Genomic DNA, 18,944 nt, shown 5'->3' with positions numbered 1-18,944 from the left:
ATCAGGCTTTTTGTTGTGGTGAATCAATCTGCTTAGTTTGCACGCACCCAAGTTTGGTTGCGACCTAAAGCAGAAATACCCATATAACCACGTAACTTTAACTGGTTACCAGCAAGTTCACCTTTGAGCTTATAGGTCTTGCCATTTTTAGGATCTAGAATCGTACCATTGTCATAGTTTTTACCACCAACATTTTTTAGACCATTGACAATCGTCACACCTTTCAATGATTTATTGTGGTAAGCACCTTCACATTTGGTACAAGAGTTTTCTTCACCTGGCGTTAAAATACTTTGAATCGTTGCCGTCAATGTTCCATTTTTTTGTTCAGTGAATTTCACAATTGCTTTGGGCTGTTTCGTTGTGTCATCAATTGTTTTCCAAACTGTTCCATTGAGTGGATCCGCAGCATTTGCAAGAACTGTTGCTGATAATAAGCCTAATGCAAGTACAATTTTTTTCATTGTTTTGTTTTCCCTAGTCTAATTGACACTTTATAGTATCAAAAATTTACGTCGATTTAGCAATTCTTGAATGTGACTATATAGTGTACCCTTGTAACAAATGTTGATAAATCAACAAAAATAAAGTCAAAAGTTTAACAATATGGAAGGAACATGAAGATTAACTCAGCTCTGAAACAATATCTTACAGAATCTATTCTTAAATCTAGCTTCAAATTTCCAAGTCGTTTCAATCTTCCTCCTGCAACTGCACGTTTTGGAATAGAACAACTTGCGCGTGTTTTCCCACAACGTAAAGATGTACAGATCCGTTCTTTGCGCATTGCGGGGATTCGAGCAGAAGAAATTAAACCGCAAGCGCATGCGACTCAAATGATTTTTCATATTCATGGTGGAGCATTTTTTGTCGGTTCAATCAAAACCCATCGTGCGTTTTTATCTGAAGTTGCTGCACGTACGCAAATGCAAGTTTTACATGTAGATTATCCGCTCGCACCTGAAAGCAAATTTCCTGAAGCAGGTGATGCGATTTATGATATTTATCAGCAACTTTTAGATCAAGGTGTGCAAGCGAAAGATATTATTGTTTCTGGTGATTCCTGTGGTGCAAATCTGGCTTTGGCACTCGCTCTACGCATCAAACAAGAAAATAAACAACAACTCCCAAGCGCCTTAATCCTGATGTCACCTTTCTTAGACCTGACTTTAACAGGTGAATCTCTACGCTATAATCAGAAGCATGATGCTTTACTGTCAATCGAAGCGCTTGAATCTGGTATTGATTTTTACGTACCAAAAAACATGGATCGTTCTTTACCCCCACTTTCGCCTATATTTGGAGATTTTGCAGGGCTGCCACCGACTTTAGTTCAAATTGGCTCTAAAGAGATTCTGTTGTCAGATGCGCAACGTTTCGAAGAAAAAGCCAAAGCTGCAGGCGTGCAAGTCAATTACAAGCTATATACGGGAATGTGGCATAATTTCCAAATGTTTAGCCCGTGGTTTGATGAAGCAAAACAATCTTTAGCAGATATTGCTGAATTCGCTCATAAAATTGATAAAGATTAATCCCAATATTGACCAAATGGTGAACAACAAGCGCTTTAAAAGCCAAACTGTTGTTCACCTTTAAAAATAAAATCATCCATTTAAACAAAATGAGCATTCACTAGAATAATAATTATACAATTCATTGGAACTATATTGCTTGTCAGATTTATTTTTACAGGATTTTCCCAGTCCGAATAGACTCTTAACCTATACTACAAAGTTAATCACACTTTTTAAAATTATGTATATATCCTTCAAGTATTTACTTCAACTTTAGTTTGAGTTTAAGCCAATAAGTTGCTACATTCTAAGTATCAACAATAAAAATCCAAGTGTGGATGGATTAGATTATGCGTAATAAAATTTATTCAGAAAAACGACGTAAAATTCATTCCTTATTCAATCAAGTATTGAAACATTCTTTTATTGCCAAATTAATCCATAAAAACCAACTCAGTAATAATCTGGAAATCGACCCACATACAGGTATTTATAATCAGTTTGCAATTAATACCTATTTAAAAGAGTTACATCCTCAGACTGAATCAAATTTTGGTATCGTTTTACTCAGTGTGGATAACTGGTGTGAAATCAAGAATAAATACACTCTAAAAATCGCACATAAGGCTTTAGCCGCAATCGCCCAAGAGTTATTACAAAATATCCGTGAAACAGATCTTGTTGGTCGTTATAGCGAATCTGAATTTATTTTAATTCTCAGTGATGTCACTCAAGATCAAGCTCATCATATCGCAAATCGTCTATCACTTTTAATGAATCATTATGATTTAAAGATCAATAACAAAGTCATTCCACTTCAAACAAGTTGTGGTGCATCTGTTTCTAAACATGACAGCATGAGTAATGCGGTATTGCAGCAAGCAGACCAAGCGTTATATATTGCGAAAACCAATCGCAAAGCTTGTTATACGGGTACAGGTGTTTTATCTTAAAACAGCTATATATTTAAAAATTAATTACACCACTATTTATTTTATATTAATAATAAAATATTCTTTTATTAACAAATAAATGATAACAATTCTTTGTTTTAATAAATTTTAATCACTATAATTTAAAAAATTATTAATCAGTACTTAATGAATAGCAAACTGAAAAAACCTGGAATAATTATGAATGAAGGTATCGAATATAGGACTTAATCATTACTGGCAAAAGCTGAAACAACAATTAGATTCAAATATCATTATGAATTGGAGCAGTTTACATAAATGTATCTTGATTCTGTTCCTGACTGTTGCCCTTCATTTATCATGGATTGCGTGGAAAGTTTTTATTTTATTCAATCCAGAAACTTGGCAATGGGTCAATATCTCCTTGATTCGTTCACAACTTATGGTCAATGCTGGCTCCACCCTACTGCTTTTTTTCCTGATCGCATTTTGTTATTTCTTTCAGAATAAAAAATGGGCAAATACCATCCTCCCCCATATCGTCATCAGTATTTTTATTATCTTAATGCTTGCTGATGGCTTTCTTGTCGGTATCTATAGTCCAGCCACTGTTTTTGCATTCGTGTGTATTTCTGGTGTGGGTTTAATCTTATTCAATAGAAAAATTATTTATCTGCAAATTAGTACCGCCCTGCTGTTCTATATTGCAATGATGTTCTGTACCTATTGGCGCATCATTCCGTACGCTCCAATTTTTAATGAACATCTGTTGGAAAACAATCGGCATGACAATACCTTCTGGGTAGGAACGATGTTGTATTTTATTGTCCCTATTTTAATTGTATGTTTGATTTTATGTGAAATTTTGCTGTCTCAGTGGCGCTATAGAGAATCATTAATTAAAAAACTCAGTGAAACGGATCCACTGACCAATTTATATAATCGTCGTTTTTTTAATGAAAAGCTTGATGATATCCAAAATAAGCAAACCCACTACGCCATTATCTTGATTGATATTGATCATTTCAAAGAAATCAATGATTTATATGGGCATCATTTTGGTGATGAAGCATTGTGTCAAGTTGCCAAATTATTAGCATCTCACATTCGTCAGTCAGATATTGTGGCTCGTTATGGCGGTGAAGAATTTATTATTGCCTTGCCTGAAACTTCTTTAAACATTGCTCAAGCACTTGCTGAACGCTGCCGATTGGCGATTCAAAACCAAGTGCTTGAATCGCTTGATCATCATTATGTTCAGCTGACCGCCAGTTTTGGTATTGCCACCTCGAATGACGATGACAATATCAGTAAAATTATTCATCTCGCAGACAAAGCGCTATATCGAGCCAAACAATCCGGGCGCAATCAAGTCCAGCTCTATCATACTCAAATCAATGAAATAGCTTAAGCGGTATTCACTAGATTAAACTTGGCTACGATATTGCTCTTCACACGCTACAAATCGAAATCCTGCATGGGCTTCTGCTATCCATTGTTGTACAGCAGGGACCGCTAATATCTTGTCGATATAACGCTGACTGCTCGCTGATACGGCAATGCCATAACCGATGAAACGCATCACAACTGGCGCATAAAAAGCATCGACAATCGTAAATTCATCAGCACATAAAAAACTGTCAGGATGTGGTCGCTCCGACCATAATTGTTCAATCCGTTTTACATCGTGCTGTAGTTTTAAATTTTCCTGCCAAAGTTGTGCACCGATATGCTTTAAATCAGCATCTAAATTCATATCACAACAACTACGCAAAGCCATAAAACTACTGTGCATTTCAGCGGACATCGATCTTGCACGTGCACGTTGTTTTACATCTTGAGGCCACAAGTGTTTTTCAGGAAACTTTTCTGCCAGATATTCACAAATCGCCAAAGAATCCCAAATTAAAAAGCCATCGTCCACTAAGGCTGGGACTTTGCCAGTTGGGTTTATTTTTAAAATACTTTGTTTAAATTGGCTATCGACATCAAAGTGATCGAAAGGAATAAGATGCTCTGTAAATGGAATGTTGAAATGCTGAATTACTAACCAAGGTCGCATCGACCACGTCGAATAATTTTTATCACCAATAAACAGTTCGAACATTCTAATACTCCTGTATTTATTACTTATTTTGAACTCAGCATACACAAGATAAGACTGTTCTAAAAGCATTTCAAAAAATGCTCGCTTTTAAAACAAATCAAGGAGTAGATCAACTACTCCTTGACGATGTATCAGACTGAATTGATTAGAATAAGAATGCCACACCTAAACCAGCTTTATAACTACGGTCTCGCCCTTCCAAATCGACACCCACACTTCCATCAAGTTGGGTACGTTCATTGACTGCATAGATCAAACCAGAGCCTAGACCATACTTATAGTCTTGGCTTTCTGTTTTTGAATAAACAAACTCAGAGAACCCTGAAAGATTACCTGCAATTTTATAACCAACAGTTGGTACAGCGGTAACTGACCAATGCCCATCTTGCACAGCATAGTTCATGGTGATTCTAGTATTGACCAAATCGTTATACTGGTAAGCTAATGATGTGCCGATGCTATAAATATCATCTTCTTCACTAAAACCATCATTGCCCGTTGCAATCAAGGCTTGAGCCAAAATCGCCATAGATAATTTATCATCTTTTAAGTCGATGGCTTTTTTAATCCCAATAGAAACATCACCTAAGCCAGAGTCATCCTCTTTCATGCCTTTGTATTTGGTTTGTGTCCAAGCTGGACCCTGCCAGCCTAACTGTAATTCCATACTTGAGGTTAAACCAGTACGGAGCAGCATATCGCCATTGAGGGTTACAGTTTTTGCTTTTGCGCCATCTACTTTAGTTTCTGTATAGGTCGCACTTGGAAGACCTTGCTCCCAAGCCAATTGACCCACTGGCGTGATTCCTGTTCCGAAACCTGTTCCAGGACGATCAAAAGAAAATTCTGCTGCCATTGCGCTTATACTTAGACTCGAAGCAAGGGCTAATGTGATTCTATTTAAAATTGCCATATCAAGACTCAAAATTTACGATAATTCTTTGGACATTTTCGCACCGCGACTACGTAGTAACTCTAAAGATTCTTTCTCTTCAGGTAAAGCCTGAGACCAATCTATTTGATCAAATTCACAGTCAAAGAACAAATCACTGATCGAGGATAAAATGGTCTTCCCTTCTTCATCTTTGGTATTCGGATCAACCTTATGATCTAAAAGCTTGTCAATTGCAGGTACACAGGCTGCGCTTGCAGCATCCCACAATGGACCATAGCACTCTTCAGTATCCCACAAATAAAAATTTGCTTTGGCATTTATTAGAGCATCCAAGATATCTAAATGTGGTTGTAAATCCTGCGCTTTTTGTTCTGCTGTTAAAGGATCACCTGATTCATAAGCATCACAAATTTTTTCCCACCATTTAAACAATCCGTCTGACCAAATTGAAACAGCTGGCCCTTTTTCAGGCTCCATAAAGTTAGGATCGAATCCATCTGCAAGCAAACGTTTGACTTGAGCAAGGTCTAAATCTTCTAAAGCCTGTATAAAGACTTGTTGTTGTGCTGATAACATGTTGATCTCACTATTCTATTCCTATACAGCATTATGACGAATATTTTTAAAATAGCTTTGAAAAATTTTAATCGTGTCGCTTTTATTTTATAAATGGCATTTATTGTTCATTTATGACAAAGAAGACAATCCATAACTCTTTTAGAACAATAAAATTGAAGACCATAAAAAAGCCCCGAAGGGCTTTTTATCAGATCATGCTTCATCTGCATCAGCAAGTTCTAGTTTTCCACCACGTGGATTTTCAATTTTTTCTAATACGTGCTCTAGGCTACGCTTTACGCGATCTATCGCACCGTGTAATGAAAGATCAATGTTTTTCGCTCGATGTTTTACCACGACTGGCTTCAAACCCGCTGCTTTGACCTCAATCATACACTGGATATCATCCGCCCCACCTTTGTCACCGTTCTCATCACTGATATGAACTGAAAACTGGGTAATTCGTTCGCTATGACGTTGGAATTCTTGATTTAGCTCATCGCGTACGTAAGTAATTAAACGATCACTATTTCTAATATTTTTATCTGTACGGATTTCTATATTCATAAAAAACATCCTCTTTCTAATCAAAAAACGAGTGCAAAACTTATATTTACGGCACACTTTGCGCCTGCTGTATAAGACAGCTTTTCACCTACAATAAATTGGAACCGTAACTCCTCTATTGCAAAGATGAACACTTTTAACGATCTGCAGATAGGTGTTCTTATACATTCAATATCAGGCCATATTGGAAAATATGCAAGTAGATTTTTAACTTTTTTATGAAAAGAATATGAAAAATGACATCTTGTTACGTTACTTTGTAATTAAATGATTTAATTGATTTTTTAATGGCTAATTCCAACTAAAAACATCAACTATGTTTAATTCTTAAGCTTTTAATGGATATAAATTTTAAATCTTTGCTTTAAATATGCGACTCACGTTTTAAAACATTTCACCTCTTGATGTTTACATATTTATTTTCATTCCATCTAATTTTCGCTTTATTTTTATTTAAGAATCTGTATTCTTGAAGCGCTTTTCTTGGGGGAAAGGAAGAATTCATGAAACTTACACAAATTGCGGCTATCTGCGCAATCGCTTCAACTGCAACTTTGGCTCAAGCTGCGCCTGTTTGGCAAGATTTTAGTATTACTGGTCTTTATGGTGAAAACTATGAATTAACACCAGATGAGAAACAATCTACCATCACTTTTGAGTATGCTGCAAAACTTAAATACGGTGATTTCTTTGCTTTTGCTGACCGTACCAACAGTGATGGTCAGTCGGATACTTATTTTGAGGTTTCTCCACGTCTTAGCTTAGGTGCTGTTTCTGGGAAAAAACTTGAATTAGGCCCAATTAAAGACGTATTAATCGCGACCACTTGGGAAGGTGGTAAAGACATGAACAACTACCTATACGGTGTTGGTGTTGATTTAGCCATTCCTTATTTTCAATATGCGCAATTAAATTTCTACCGTGCCAATAATGAAATCCAAGAAGATGACTATCAATTGACATTTACTTATGGAATTCCATTTAAAATTTCATCTGAAGAATTCCTTGTAGATGGTTTCCTTGATTGGTCAACTGCAGAAAAAGATCAAGTTGCTCACTCAAGCGAGTTGAACTGGACGACACAATGGAAATGGAATGCGGGTAAACACATTTCTCCAGATACGCGTCTATATCTTGGTGTTGAACACTCTGTATGGCACAACAAATATGGTGTTCCAGGCAAAGATGAAAATAATGTCAGTGCTTTAATCAAGTATCATTTTTAAGACTGAGCTAAATCCATTGATCAAAAAGCAAAACTTCGGTTTTGCTTTTTTTTATTGCCCTTAAAAATAATTCTTTTTAGAATATCCCTATCAATTTTCCATTGACCTGTATCCATGAATTTTCAGATCCGCCCTGCTCAAGCTTCTGACCTAACTGAGATTATGCGTATTTATAATCATGAAATTGCAACAGGTTTAGCAACATGGAACAGCCAATTAAAGACTTTCGCAGATTACCAGCAGTGGTTTCTAGAATTACAACAACAGCAATTTCCACTTTTTGTTGCTGAAGAAACAGCGACTCATGCCATTGCAGGCTATGCTGATTATTCAAGCTTTAGAGCAATCAACGGTTATCTATATACAGTTGAGCACTCTGTTTATATCGACCCAGAATTTACTCGACAAGGGCTCGGCAAACGCTTAATGCTGAAATTGATTGAACATGCTCAACAGCACAATATCCACGTTATGGTTGCTGCAATTGACCACGAAAATACTGGTTCGATTTATCTCCACCAACAACTCGGATTTAAACAAACAGGTTATATGCCACAAGTCGGACAAAAATTTGGGAAGTGGCGTGATTTGGTGTTGATGCAATTAAATTTTGATTAAAATAGAGCAGTATTTATACAGCATCCATCGTAAAAATTTTTTGTCGCTTTTTTAAAATCTGTTGTATAACCATAAACAATATTGCTGAACTTCAGAGCGAATATCGATGAATAAAATGATAATCAGTCTATTGGCACCATTTGCATTGATACTTAATACAGCAAGCCATGCTGCTGACTACGATGAACAAAATATAAAACAGGGTTGTGCCAAACTCAGTCAATATCGTAAATTGGGACAAAAATTTTACGACCAGAGAAACTATAAAAAAGCGCTTGATCAGTTTCAAAGACAAGCATCTTGGAGTGCTTTTTGTCAGTCTGTGGGTGAAGAAGACACTGGCATTCGGGTTTCAGATAATGACATCGACATTGCCAATAATAATGTGGGTTTAACGTATAGCAAACTCAATCAACCCTTATGGGCAAGAGCGTGGTTTCAAATTAAACCCACAAAAACCAGTCAATTTAATTTAAAAAAGTTAGTAATACCAAAACCAAACAATGACTTAACAGGAGAATATGCCAGTTATGCAGGTTTTGGCGAATGGAACAATATCACCGTTAAAAAACGTGATCAGAAATATCTCATTCAATTCACTGGTCTATGGATGGGTGCTCGAAGCCTAATTTATGGTCCAAATATTGGCGAGTTTGAAACAGAAATGCCTCTTCATGCCAAGAAAGCAAGCTATCGTTTTGAAAATTGTCAAATTGACATCGATTTCACTTATAACGCCTCTTTAGGCAATTTTATTGAAGTAGAAGAATTAAATGAACAAGCCGATTGTGGTTTTGGGATGAATGTTTCATCAACAGGCTCTTATCAGAAAGTTGAGCCTCAATAAAATTTTGATTCGGAATTCGAAATAGTTTAGTTTGTTGTATTATATGCTTTAATATCCTTTACTTAATACATAATAATTGGGTGAAAAATGGCAAAATTTCTAAATACGAGCGGTACAAATTTTTTCTTAGAAGAATTGATAAAAAATGCAAAAGAAAGACTGATTTTAATTAGCCCTTATCTTCGGCTTAATGACCGTATCAAAGAATTATTAGAGGATAAAAATCGTTTAAAAATTGATATTCGGATCATTTATGGGAAAAGCGATTTACATCCTGATGAAATTAAATGGATGCAAAAATTAGATTATGTTCGAGTAAGTTTCTGCAAAAATCTTCATGCTAAATGTTATTTAAATGAAACAAGTTGCATTATTTCCAGCTTAAATTTATATGAATTTAGCCAAGTAAATAATAATGAAATGGGGATCTTAATCAATAAAGAAGATGATACTGACGTATATAAAGATGCCTATGAAGAAGCTCAACGTATCATTCGTATTAGCGATGAGGTTCGAATTTCTCTTGATGAAGTCAAAACAGAAGAAGTAGAAGATAATTCAAAAGAGCTATTAGAGAATTCGAGTAAATTAACTTCCTCAAAACTTGCTGCTAAACATAAGCTTAAAACGCCTGAATTATTAGATAAACTTGTAGCAAAAGGTTTTTTAACTTTAAACGATGGCGGTAAACATTATTTGACTGAACAAGGTAAAACTGTGGGTGGAGAATTCAGGTCAAGCCAATATGGTGGTTATTTTCTGTGGAATGAAAATACAGAAATCTAGACTATTTTCATGTGTATTCGTTTAAGCTTAATCGAATACAAGGCTTGAAAAGAATGAAGTTCTCACTATTCATTTTATGAGTTGAGAGCTTCATTCCTCATTAACCATCAAATCGCCACTAAATCACGAATCCCCTTTTCAGGCATTTCTTCACCGATGCCTTGAGCCACCACTTGTCCACGTGCCATGACGGTATAGTTATCTGCCAATTCCTCAGCAAAATCATAAAATTGCTCGACCAATACAATCGCCATTTCGCCACCATCAGCCAATTTGCGAATCACTCGACCAATATCTTTGATAATCGAAGGCTGAATTCCTTCGGTCGGTTCATCTAAAATCAAAACTTTCGGTTCGGAGGCTAAAGCACGTGCAATGGCTAATTGCTGTTGCTGCCCACCCGATAAATCACCGCCACGGCGATGTTTCATTTCATCTAAGACAGGAAAAATTTCATATAAATGCTCGGGGACTTTACGGGTTTTTGCACCTGAAAACTTTGCCATACCGATCAAAATATTTTCCTCTACAGTCAGGGTTGAGAAAATATCACGCCCTTGAGGAACATAGGCCAAACCCGCGCGTACACGCTGTTCAGGGCTCATTTTAGCAATGTCTTTGCCATCCAATAAGATTTGCCCAGACTTAATCGGTAAAATTCCCATCAAACATTTTAATAAGGTGGTTTTACCCACACCATTCCGTCCTAAAACTACGGAACACTCTCCAATCGGCGCAGTTAAAGTCACATCACGGAGAATGTGACTGCCCCCATAAAATTGATTGACGTCTTTTATTTCTAGCATGTTGCTCCCCTTAACGTCCTAAATACTTTTCAATCACATCTTCATTGGCTTGTACTTCCGCCAAGGTTCCTTCTGCAAGAATGGCGCCTTGTGCCAGAACCGTAACTTTCTCACTGATGGTGTCGATAAAGCTCATATCATGCTCGACCACAATCAAGGTATGATTCTTTTTTAATTCCAAACATAACTCTGCTGTGCGTTCAGTTTCAGCATCGGTCATTCCCGCTACAGGCTCATCCAATAAGATCAGTTTAGGTCGTTGCATCAACAGCATGCCAATTTCAAGCCACTGCTTTTGTCCATGTGATAACAATCCCGCAGGCTTTTGAATAAACTCTTGTAAACGAATCTGTTGCAACGACTCATCCAAAGCCAACTGTGCATCGGGACTTAGCTTGCTAAAAAAACTTTTTTTCACGGTTTTGTCTTTTGGTGCAGCAAGGAGCAGATTTTCCATCACTGTAAAATTTTCAAATACAGTCGGTTTCTGAAACTTACGACCAATACCCGCTTCTGCAATTTGTTCAGTACTCATTTTGGCAAGATCATAGTTTTGACCAAAAAAGGCAGAACCTTCGGTAGGACGTGTTTTACCAGTGATCACATCCATCAATGTGGTTTTTCCCGCACCATTTGGCCCAATAATGCAGCGCAACTCCCCTTCTTCAATGTAAAGAGACAAATCATTTAAAGCGCGGAAAGAATCAAACCATACACTGACTTTTTCTAAGTAAAGTGCAATACCATGGCTGAAATCGGCACCTTCAGCTTTAGGACGACCATAGCCCTCACCGATTTGACCACCATGTTGCGAATTTAAGCCCAAATCTGACAATAGCTCTGACATTAGTGATCCTCCTTTTTAAAGCGCTCAAGCAATCCAATCACCCCTTTAGGGAGGAAGATGGTTACAACGATAAATAATGTACCAAGGATCAATAACCATATTTCAGGATATGCAACGGTAAAATAGGTTTTAACTCCATTGATCAGACCTGCACCTAGAATTGGGCCAATCAATGTGCCACGACCACCTGCTGCAACCCAAACCGCCATTTCAATCGAATTCACAGGATTCATTTCACTTGGATTAATGATGCCTGCTTGTGGGACATACAAGGCACCTGCAATTCCGGCAATCACCGCTGAAAGGACCCATGCCGAGAGTTTGTACCACAGGGTACGATAGCCTAAATATTGCAAACGGTTTTCACTATCACGGATTGCTCCCAACACTCGACCATAAGGCTTATTCATTAAACTACGTAAGCCGATAAAGCTGAGTAACAACACTAAGGCCGTAAGGAAACACAATGTTGCTCGCATAGAAGCAGAGGTAATATCCATCCCAAGAATGGTTTTAAATCCAGTAAAGCCATTGTTCCCGCCAAAACCTGTTTCATTGCGGAAGAACAACAGTGCAGCAGCAAAAGTCATGGCTTGGGTGATAATCGAAAAGTACACACCTTTAATTTTGGAACGGAATGCAAAGAATCCAAAGATAAAGGCAATCACGCCTGGTACCAAAATCACCAAAGCCAAAGCCCATAAGAAATGCTGGGTTCCGACCCAGTACCAAGGCAGCTCAGTCCAACTGAGAAAACGCATAAAGTCAGGCAATTGCTCGCCTGCTGACTCTCGCATCAGGTACATACCAAAAGCATAACCACCCAAAGCAAAATATAATCCATGCCCTAGGCTCAGGATGCCGGCATAACCCCAGACCAGATCCAAAGCCAGTGCAACCAAGGCGAGACACATGATTTTGCCAATCAAAGTCACCCAGTATGCAGAGAGGTGTAGAGCGGAATCTTGTGGCAACACATGAAACCACGGCAGAATCAGCATCACAGCGAAACATACAGCAATGGCGATTGCACTATAGGGTTTATCTGAAAGTAATGATGTGATTTTCATAGGCTTACTCCACAAAACGACCTTTGATAGCAAATAAACCTTGTGGGCGTTTTTGAATAAACAGAATCACAAGAACCAAGAGAATAATTTTGGCGAGCACTGCACCCATACCAATTTCGAGAATTGTTCCACTCACGCCTAAACCTAATGCGGCAAGCACAGCCCCCCAAACTTGACCAACACCACCCACTACAACCACAAGGAAAGCATCAATAATATAGTTTTGCCCTAGGTCAGGTCCGACATTGCCAACTTGTGCCAAGGCACAGCCTGCTAACCCTGCAAGTCCTGAACCCAGTCCAAAGGCCATCATATCGATTCGGGCAGAACGGATACCGACAGCACGTGCCATCTGACGGTTTTGCGTGACTGCACGGACGAATAGACCAAATCGGGTTTTATTGAGCAGATAAACCAGTAAAAGTAATACAGCGATGGTGAAGACGATGATCGCGATACGGTTATACGGCAGCATCAAACTAGGTGTAAGCGAAATCCCGCCTGACAGCCATGAAATATTTGATACTTCCACATTCTGCGCACCAAAAATCATCCGGACCAATTGCATCAAAATAAGGCTGACACCAAAGGTCGCCAACAAGGTTTCTAACTGACGGCCATACAACGGGCGAATCACGGTTCGTTCTATCAACATGCCAATCAAAGCACTGACTAAAAATGCTGCTGGAATTGCTGCAATCAGGTACCAATCCACATAAGCACCCAAATGGGTTTTAAAGAAACTCTGCACCACATAAGTGGTATAAGCACCGATCATGATCAACTCGCCATGTGCCATATTGATCACACCGAGTAAGCCATAAGTAATTGCCAGTCCTAATGCTGCGAGCAATAAAATACTTGCGGTACTGAGGCCTGAAAAAACATGTCCTGTCCATTCACTGGCTTGAATGCGGGTTTTAATACTACTTTGCGCACTGACCAAAGCAGCCTTTAATTCTGGATTTAAGTTTGGCTGTGTTAGCGCTTGTTCGATGATCGCCAAAACATCAGGACGACTAGAATCTTTTAGGGTTTTAACCGCTTGAATTTTGGTGAGCGTATCTGGACTATTAAAATCAATTCGTGCTTTTAACTGGGCTAAACGTGCCTTCACTTTATTATTTTTTTCATTGAGATAAAGCTGGTTGATGACCTTAATATCCAGTTCATCTAAATTATTTTCCAAGATATCAATCGCAGCCAATCGCTGTGATGCGTCTATGGACTGTAACTTAATCTTCGCCTGACCAAAGCTTAAGGCTTTATGCAAAGTGTTGACCAGCGTCACTTGATTTAAATCACCTGGCCAATCAGTAATTGCCTGTTCATCTGGATAACTGAACAGTTTATCGCCAGCTTTCATGATGTAGGTATTGCCCGAACTGTCGGTATAAAGCTCGTCGTTTTCGACATAGGCCACCAGCTTATCAAGCTCGTCTATACTTGCTGGCCATTGATTCAGCATCGCTCGACGCTTTGCAAAATCTGCACGTACAAATTTTTGAATGGCATCATCATGACTTGCCGCTGGCTGAGCGGATGACGATTGCGCACTATGCACAGATTCAGCAAAAATCTGTTGAATAAGAAATAATTGAGAGATCGTAAAAAAAAGTGCTGCGAGTTTCAGTCTAAGTGACATATGTAACTCCCCCTATTTTTGTTTAAATACAATGACCTTTAAAGTTGAGTCATCAGCTAAGCCCACTATGCATATAGCGGGCTTTTGGGGTCGTAAAGTCTTTATTTAGGAATGTACGGGCTCCATGGTTCCGCTTTGATCGGTTGAGGGCTCTTGTAAACCACATCAAATTGTCCATCACCACGAATTTGTCCAATCATCACAGGCTTATGTAAGTGATGATTAGTAGCATCCATACTTAAGGTATAGCCAGACGGTGCTTTAAAGCTTTGACCCGCCATCGCTTCACGGACTTTATCTACATCCGTTGTTCCCGCTTTTTCAACGGCTTGTTTCCACATATTGATGCCAACGTAGGTGGCTTCCATTGGGTCATTGGTCACCAATTTACTGGCATTGGGTAGCTTATATTCCACTGCGTATTGCTTCATCTTATTGACGAATTCGGTATTCACTGGATTCTTCACAGACATGAAGTAGTTCCAAGATGCCAAATGCCCGACCAGTGGTTTGGTGTCGATCCCGCGTAATTCTTCTTCACCGACTGAAAAGGCCATCACAGGAATATCGGAAGCTTTTATGCCTTGGTTACCCAATTCACGATAGAACGGTACGTTAGAATCGCCATTGATGGTGGAAATAACCGCGGTCTTTTTACCCGCAGCGAATTTCTTAATATTGCCGACGATGGTTTGATAATTACTGTGTCCAAATGGTGTGTATTCTTCCATGATGTCTGCATCGGCAACACCTTTAGACTTTAAGAATGCACGTAAAATTTTGTTGGTGGTTCGCGGGTAAACATAGTCGGTACCTAATAGGACAAAACGTTGCGCCTTACCTCCCTCTTCACCCATTAAATATTCAACAGCAGGAATCGCCTGTTGGTTAGGCGCTGCACCTGTATAGAAAATATTCTTAGACTGTTCTTGGCCTTCGTATTGCACTGGATAGAACAAAAGACCATTGAGCTCCTCTACAACCGGTAACACTGATTTACGAGAAACTGAAGTCCAGCAGCCAAAAATGACAGCGACTTTATCCTGAGTTATTAACTGGCGGGCTTTTTCAGCAAATAATGGCCAGTCTGATGCAGGATCAACGACAACAGGCTCAAGCTTTTTCCCCATCACCCCACCTTTAGCATTAATTTCATTGATTGCCATCAGTGCCGTATCTTTAAGCGATGTTTCAGAGATTGCCATGGTTCCAGACAATGAATGCAAGATGCCCACTTTAATTGTGTCACCGCCTGTAGCAGTTGCCGATTTATTTTCTGCTGCGGGTTTCGCTTCCGTTTTATCTGCGGGTTTTGAGCAAGCTGTCAGCGCAATGCTCCCCATCATTGCCACAGCGAGAAGTGTTTTTGAAAACATTTTTTGTTGGAACATCATCTTTTTCTCTCCAAACCTTTTGGTGCATTTTTGAATGCGCGATTTTGCTTTTACCTAACAGGCTTAATTCAATTTTTATGCCAAGTGGTGAATTTGTGATTTTATCGTTGAATATTTTTCTTGATAAAAAATAATAAAATCAAAACATTAAATGCTATTATTTTTATATAAGTTGAAGATACGTTGATAGGCATCAAATGCCTTTCAATCACTGGATATAGCCAGCACTTAGCAAGTAAAAATGCGAGATTAAAAGCCACACTGGTCAAATTAAGTGCGATTTTTTTTGTTTAAAATGAGCGATGAGAGTGCAAAAAATTTACCCAAAATTAAATTTTTAGGGCTTTCGTGATGAATTTTGCTTTACAGCACCAAACGATTTTGACGGGATAATCCAATCCCTAAGATGGATGGAGTCGAGGTACAAGAATAGGAGAAAAAATAGAAAGGCAATACAGAAATAGTTTGTATTACGAAGAATATAACTCTATTTGCATCAATGCGATGTTTCAGAGGTATCAAAAAAAATGATGCTCTCAGGCATCATTTTTTAAATATGCATAAGTTCAGCGATCAAACACTCAAATCAGCTAAATTACCTTTTTGCTCTAACCAGTCTTTACGATCACCTGACCTTTTTTTGGCAAGTAATTTGTCCAGTAAGCCTGTTGTGTGATGCGTGTCGTCCAAATCCAATTGCACCAAACGGCGTGTATTTGGATCTAAGGTGGTTTCACGCAATTGACTGGCGTTCATTTCACCCAAACCTTTAAATCGAGTAATTTGCGGGTTTTTAGATTTAACTCTCTTTAAGATAGCTTCTAACTCTTCGTTATCAAGCGCGTAATAAACATCTTTAGCATCATCGATACGGAACAGTGGTGGCATTGCAACATATAGGTGCCCAGCATCGACCATTGCAGGGAAATGCTTGACGAAGAGTGCACAAAGTAAGGTCGCAATATGTAAACCATCTGAATCGGCATCGGCAAGGATACAAATTTTGCCATAACGTAATTCGGAAAGGTCATCACTGCCCGGATCTACGCCAATCGCAATCGCAATATTATGCACTTCTTGAGAAGCCAACACCTCGTCAGAAGACACTTCCCAAGTATTTAAAATTTTCCCACGAATTGGCATGATCGCTTGGAAGTTTTTATCACGGGCTTGTTTTGCAGAACCACCGGCAGAGTCACCTTCGACAATAAACAGTTCCGATTCTTCAAGGGTATGACCCACACAATCTGATAGTTTTCCGGGCAAGGTAGGACCGGCAACAATCTTTTTACGTTCAACTTTTTTAGCTGCTTTTAAACGGCGACCCGCTTTCGCAATCACAATCTCAGCCAATTGCATGGCCACTTCAGAGTTTTGATTTAGCCAGAGCGCAAAAGCATCTTTGGCAATATTTAAAACAATGTTAGACGCTTCTCGGCTTGAAAGACGTTCTTTGGTTTGTCCTGAGAATTGTGGCTCTTGGAATTTAAGCGACAGAATATAATTGACCCCGTCCCAAACATCTTCAGCAGACAATTTGAGATTACGTGGCAACAAGTTACGTAACTCACAAAACTCACGCATCGCATCGGTAACACCTGAGCGTAACCCGTTTACATGGGTTCCCCCTTGTGCCGTTGGGATCAAATTCACATAACTTTCCTGAATTTGTTCGCCACCCTCAGCATTCCAGCAAATTGCAAACTCAGCGCTGGCGCGTTCAGCTTCACCCGTTGCAACAAAGGCAGGATCTGGAATGATTTCACGATCTTGTAATTCATCCATCAAATAGTCGACGAGACCATTTTCAAACTGCCATTCAATTTTTTCGTCATTAATCTGGTCAATATAATTAATTTGTAGACCAGCAGCCAACACAGCTTTGGCTTTGAGATTATGTTTTAACGCTTTTAAAGCAAATTTAGGTGAGTCAAAATATTTCGCTTCTGGCCAAAAATGTACTGTTGTCCCCGTAGCACGTTTTGGCGCTTTACCTTCTAAAACCTCTAAAGGCGCAACAGGTTCACCATGTTCAAACGCCATTTTATAAAGATTGCCGTGGCGTTGAACTTCAACTTCAACACGATCAGACAAGGCATTGACCACGGAAATCCCTACACCATGCAAACCGCCCGAAAACTGATAGTTATCGGTGCTAAATTTACCGCCTGCATGCAGTTTCGTTAGGATAATTTCAATCCCGCTTTGTCCGTATTCAGGGTGAATATCGACTGGCATACCACGCCCATTGTCTTCGACCGACAACGAACCATCTTTATATACCGTGACAGTAATTTTATTGGCATGTCCTGCAAGTGCCTCATCGACAGCATTATCAATTACTTCTTGCGCCAAATGGTTTGGACGAGTGGTATCGGTATACATACCTGGACGGCGACGTACAGGATCTAGACCAGATAATACTTCAAGTGATTGGGCCGTATATTGAGACACGTTGAGTTTTTTCCTTTTATTTTACGGAGTATGATAAAAATTCCAGAATCATGGGTATTTTATCTGCAAAATCTTCCATCGCATGATTACCATGCATTTCTGTCATGATCAATGATGTGTGTGGAGCTGCACTATAATACCGTTCAGCGTCACGATAATCTAAAACTTCATCACCTTGTTGCAATAAGACCAGTATTTTGTCTGCATCTTGTACAAATGGCACGGCAATCGCTTCCAAATAGTCAAGTTGTAAACGATCTAAAGTCCATTGTTCATTGATCTTATAGGGAATCTGTTCAATTCCAAATAAGTTACTGAACAATTGCCATGGTCGCATAGCTGGATTAATTAAAACAGCAGGCACACCATATTTTGCGACCAATTGTGTCGCATAAAAGCCACCAAAGCTACTCCCCACCAGTGCAACATCAGGCAATTTTTCAATGAGCGCTGAAATTTGATCTAAAACCAGTTGCGGATGCTGGTTTAAATCAGGCAAATGCACACTATGCGATGAATAACATCGACAATAATCATCTAGTTGTTGCCCTTTTATTGATAAAGGACTACTTTTAAAACCATGTAAATAAATAATATTCATTGAAAATAGTTTGCTTTTTTACCACCAATGTTTTAATTTTTAATGTGATTCAAATCACATTATTGTTTTAATTTGTATATGTCAGGATATTGTCC

The 18,944-nt window shown here is 38.7% G+C and carries 19 protein-coding genes; 7 read left to right on the top strand and 12 right to left on the bottom strand.

Features of this window, described 5'->3' with window-relative positions:
• Nucleotides 1–32: 32 nt before the first annotated feature.
• On the bottom strand, nt 33–464 hold the full coding sequence (locus tag MTO68_RS00740) for a DUF2147 domain-containing protein (RefSeq protein ID WP_034611232.1): 432 nt from the start codon (nt 462–464) through the stop codon (nt 33–35).
• Between the two features lie 153 nt (nt 465–617).
• On the opposite strand from MTO68_RS00740, the gene MTO68_RS00735 reads away from it, so the two are divergent.
• From MTO68_RS00735 to MTO68_RS00725, 3 genes are all read left to right on the top strand, one after another.
• Nucleotides 618–1,532 carry an alpha/beta hydrolase gene (locus tag MTO68_RS00735; RefSeq protein WP_004818371.1) on the top strand — a complete coding sequence of 305 codons (915 nt, stop codon included), beginning with the start codon at nt 618–620 and terminating at the stop codon, nt 1,530–1,532.
• 332 nt (nt 1,533–1,864) lie between these two features.
• Nucleotides 1,865–2,467 (top strand): GGDEF domain-containing protein, encoded by a 603-nt coding sequence (locus MTO68_RS00730; protein ID WP_034611229.1) that lies wholly within the window; start codon nt 1,865–1,867, stop codon nt 2,465–2,467.
• 184 nt (nt 2,468–2,651) lie between these two features.
• On the top strand, nt 2,652–3,839 hold the full coding sequence (locus MTO68_RS00725; RefSeq protein WP_244014649.1) for a GGDEF domain-containing protein: 1,188 nt from the start codon (nt 2,652–2,654) through the stop codon (nt 3,837–3,839).
• Between the two features lie 15 nt (nt 3,840–3,854).
• Here the strand turns inward: MTO68_RS00725 and MTO68_RS00720 are convergent, their stop codons facing one another.
• The 4 genes from MTO68_RS00720 to MTO68_RS00705 form a co-directional block, all read right to left on the bottom strand.
• Nucleotides 3,855–4,535, bottom strand: coding sequence for a glutathione S-transferase family protein (locus MTO68_RS00720; protein ID WP_244014647.1), 681 nt, complete (start codon nt 4,533–4,535; stop codon nt 3,855–3,857).
• Nucleotides 4,536–4,680: 145 nt separating this feature from the next.
• Nucleotides 4,681–5,448: a transporter gene (locus MTO68_RS00715; RefSeq protein WP_244014645.1), complete on the bottom strand. Its 768-nt coding sequence runs from the start codon at nt 5,446–5,448 to the stop codon at nt 4,681–4,683.
• A 15-nt stretch (nt 5,449–5,463) separates the two neighbouring features.
• Nucleotides 5,464–6,006 carry an ankyrin repeat domain-containing protein gene (locus tag MTO68_RS00710; RefSeq protein WP_244014643.1) on the bottom strand — a complete coding sequence of 181 codons (543 nt, stop codon included), beginning with the start codon at nt 6,004–6,006 and terminating at the stop codon, nt 5,464–5,466.
• 195 nt (nt 6,007–6,201) lie between these two features.
• On the bottom strand, nt 6,202–6,555 hold the full coding sequence (locus tag MTO68_RS00705) for an HPF/RaiA family ribosome-associated protein (RefSeq protein ID WP_004718651.1): 354 nt from the start codon (nt 6,553–6,555) through the stop codon (nt 6,202–6,204).
• Nucleotides 6,556–7,058: 503 nt separating this feature from the next.
• On the opposite strand from MTO68_RS00705, the gene MTO68_RS00700 reads away from it, so the two are divergent.
• From MTO68_RS00700 to MTO68_RS00685, 4 genes are all read left to right on the top strand, one after another.
• Nucleotides 7,059–7,781 carry an outer membrane protein OmpK gene (locus tag MTO68_RS00700; protein ID WP_244014641.1) on the top strand — a complete coding sequence of 241 codons (723 nt, stop codon included), beginning with the start codon at nt 7,059–7,061 and terminating at the stop codon, nt 7,779–7,781.
• Nucleotides 7,782–7,895: 114 nt separating this feature from the next.
• A complete protein-coding gene (locus MTO68_RS00695) occupies nt 7,896–8,399 on the top strand; it encodes a GNAT family N-acetyltransferase (RefSeq protein WP_244014639.1) in 504 nt (167 codons plus the stop codon).
• Nucleotides 8,400–8,505: 106 nt separating this feature from the next.
• Nucleotides 8,506–9,246, top strand: a complete 741-nt coding sequence (locus tag MTO68_RS00690) for a hypothetical protein (RefSeq protein ID WP_244014638.1) — start codon at nt 8,506–8,508, stop codon at nt 9,244–9,246.
• An 87-nt stretch (nt 9,247–9,333) separates the two neighbouring features.
• On the top strand, nt 9,334–10,032 hold the full coding sequence (locus MTO68_RS00685; RefSeq protein ID WP_154129934.1) for a phospholipase D family protein: 699 nt from the start codon (nt 9,334–9,336) through the stop codon (nt 10,030–10,032).
• A gap of 107 nt (nt 10,033–10,139) precedes the next feature.
• Here the strand turns inward: MTO68_RS00685 and urtE are convergent, their stop codons facing one another.
• The 7 genes from urtE to MTO68_RS00650 form a co-directional block, all read right to left on the bottom strand.
• Nucleotides 10,140–10,838 carry an urea ABC transporter ATP-binding subunit UrtE gene (gene urtE / locus MTO68_RS00680; protein ID WP_056517139.1) on the bottom strand — a complete coding sequence of 233 codons (699 nt, stop codon included), beginning with the start codon at nt 10,836–10,838 and terminating at the stop codon, nt 10,140–10,142.
• Nucleotides 10,839–10,848: 10 nt separating this feature from the next.
• Nucleotides 10,849–11,673 carry an urea ABC transporter ATP-binding protein UrtD gene (gene urtD / locus MTO68_RS00675; RefSeq protein WP_171077748.1) on the bottom strand — a complete coding sequence of 275 codons (825 nt, stop codon included), beginning with the start codon at nt 11,671–11,673 and terminating at the stop codon, nt 10,849–10,851.
• A gap of 11 nt (nt 11,674–11,684) precedes the next feature.
• Entirely contained in the window at nt 11,685–12,755 is a 1,071-nt protein-coding gene (gene urtC, locus MTO68_RS00670; protein ID WP_244014636.1) for an urea ABC transporter permease subunit UrtC, read from the bottom strand.
• Nucleotides 12,756–12,759: 4 nt separating this feature from the next.
• Nucleotides 12,760–14,400: an urea ABC transporter permease subunit UrtB gene (urtB, locus tag MTO68_RS00665; RefSeq protein WP_166782940.1), complete on the bottom strand. Its 1,641-nt coding sequence runs from the start codon at nt 14,398–14,400 to the stop codon at nt 12,760–12,762.
• A gap of 101 nt (nt 14,401–14,501) precedes the next feature.
• Entirely contained in the window at nt 14,502–15,791 is a 1,290-nt protein-coding gene (urtA, locus tag MTO68_RS00660) for an urea ABC transporter substrate-binding protein (RefSeq protein WP_034611328.1), read from the bottom strand.
• A gap of 576 nt (nt 15,792–16,367) precedes the next feature.
• Nucleotides 16,368–18,248, bottom strand: a complete 1,881-nt coding sequence (parE, locus tag MTO68_RS00655; protein WP_004718669.1) for a DNA topoisomerase IV subunit B — start codon at nt 18,246–18,248, stop codon at nt 16,368–16,370.
• A gap of 16 nt (nt 18,249–18,264) precedes the next feature.
• The gene (locus MTO68_RS00650) at nt 18,265–18,849 is read right to left on the bottom strand and encodes a YqiA/YcfP family alpha/beta fold hydrolase (RefSeq protein ID WP_151957493.1); all 585 of its coding nucleotides are present in this window, start codon (nt 18,847–18,849) and stop codon (nt 18,265–18,267) included.
• Between the last annotated feature and the right edge of the window lie 95 nt (nt 18,850–18,944).

It is taken from the genome of Acinetobacter sp. NyZ410 (assembly GCF_022828975.1).
Taxonomy (GTDB): domain Bacteria; phylum Pseudomonadota; class Gammaproteobacteria; order Pseudomonadales; family Moraxellaceae; genus Acinetobacter; species Acinetobacter guillouiae.
Note: the sequence above shows the minus strand (reverse complement) of the source record. Positions and strands in the feature narration are given on the sequence as shown.